This is a genomic window from Streptomyces calidiresistens (genome assembly GCF_014141525.1).
In the GTDB taxonomy this organism is placed as follows: domain Bacteria; phylum Actinomycetota; class Actinomycetes; order Streptomycetales; family Streptomycetaceae; genus Streptomyces; species Streptomyces calidiresistens.
Genome location: NZ_VKHS01001163.1, coordinates 1 through 1239, shown reverse-complemented (window position 1 = coordinate 1239; position 1239 = coordinate 1). Strand labels below are relative to the sequence as shown.

Genomic DNA, 1239 nt, shown 5'->3' with positions numbered 1-1239 from the left:
GTCAGCAGCGTCAGATGTCTATAAGAGACAGCCTTGGGGTGGGTGGCCACCGAGGCGGGGACGGCGCGGCGGTCGTCGCCGGTCAGTCCGGCGCGGATGAGGTGGAAGGTGTCCCCGGCGTAGGTCCAGGCGCAGGCCGGGCAGCGCGAGGCGCGGCGGTTGCCGCAGGCCACCCGCAGACGACCACCGGGTTCGGCGGTGGTGGTGTAGCTGTGCAGGATCTCGCCGGTGAACGCGTCGCGGATGGTCGAGGACCCCGAGAGGTGGATGGGGCGGGCGCAGCCGCCGGTGCGGCGGATCTGTTCGGCCCAGCGCTCGAAGTCGGGGGCCGAGGCCACCCGCAGGGCATCGCCCAGCACGACCGGGGCGGGGATGGTGGTCTCAGGCATCGGCGGACTCCCGAAGGCCGGTGGGCAGGTGGCCGGTGCCGTGGCAGGTGCGGCAGGTGACGGTCAGGGTGTGGCGGGTGCCGTCGGGGCGGCGGGTGCCGGTGGTGATGGCCACGGTCGGGAAGCCGTCGCAGTGGGGGCAGATTCGGGCGCGGGTGGGCAGTGGACGGTGCATGATGGAGGTTCCTTTCACCAGGTGGGAGGAAGCCCCGGGGCGGCGGATGCTTGGCGGTATCGGTGCCGCCCCGGGGATCTGTGCGGGTGGGAGGGGTTCAGCGGCGGCGACGGCCCTTGGCGCGGTACATCGCGGCGTCGGCGGCGGCCAGCGCGTCGGTCAGGGTGGGCACCGGCAGCTCGGCGACCGGGCAGGCCCCGATGGAGGCGGCCACCGGCAGCGGGCGGGAGCCGTGGGGCACCGGCCGGTGCAGCAGCGAGGCCAGGTCCTCGATCCCGGCCCCGCCCTCGGCGGTGGTCACCACGGCCACGAACTCGTCTCCGCCCAGGCGCCCGGCCACCCCGCGCGAGGAGCACCAGGCGTTGAGGCGTTCGGCGGTGGCCACCAGCGCGGCGTCCCCGGCCGCGTGGCCGAAGGTGTCGTTGAGGTGCTTGAAGTCGTCCAGGTCCACCAGCACCACCAGGGCGTCGGGGCGGCGGATGAGGCGTTCGGCGCGGGCACTCCAGCCGTGGCGGGTGTGCAGGCCGGTCAGCGGGTCGCGGCGGGCGGTGCGCAGGCGGTGGGTCAACAGCCCGCCGTGCACCATCCAGCCGGTCAGGGGCCTGGCTCTTATACACACCTCCGAGCCCACGAGCCTTGGAGCTCCCTCGTCTGCCGACTTCAGCTAGCAAAAAA

General features: G+C 73.8%; 3 protein-coding genes. All 3 read right to left on the bottom strand.

What is annotated here, in order from left to right; genetic code table 11:
• On the bottom strand, positions 1 to 389 hold a 389-nt coding region (locus tag FOE67_RS31025), incomplete at its 3' end, for a replication initiator (protein ID WP_323385549.1).
• Positions 382 to 564, bottom strand: a complete 183-nt coding sequence (locus tag FOE67_RS26140; RefSeq protein ID WP_182667295.1) for a hypothetical protein — start codon at positions 562 to 564, stop codon at positions 382 to 384. The genes FOE67_RS31025 and FOE67_RS26140, both read right to left, overlap by 8 nt.
• A 97-nt stretch (positions 565 to 661) precedes the next feature.
• Positions 662 to 1195, bottom strand: coding sequence for a GGDEF domain-containing protein (locus tag FOE67_RS26135; protein ID WP_438874318.1), 534 nt, complete (start codon positions 1193 to 1195; stop codon positions 662 to 664).
• Positions 1196 to 1239 lie beyond the last annotated feature (44 nt).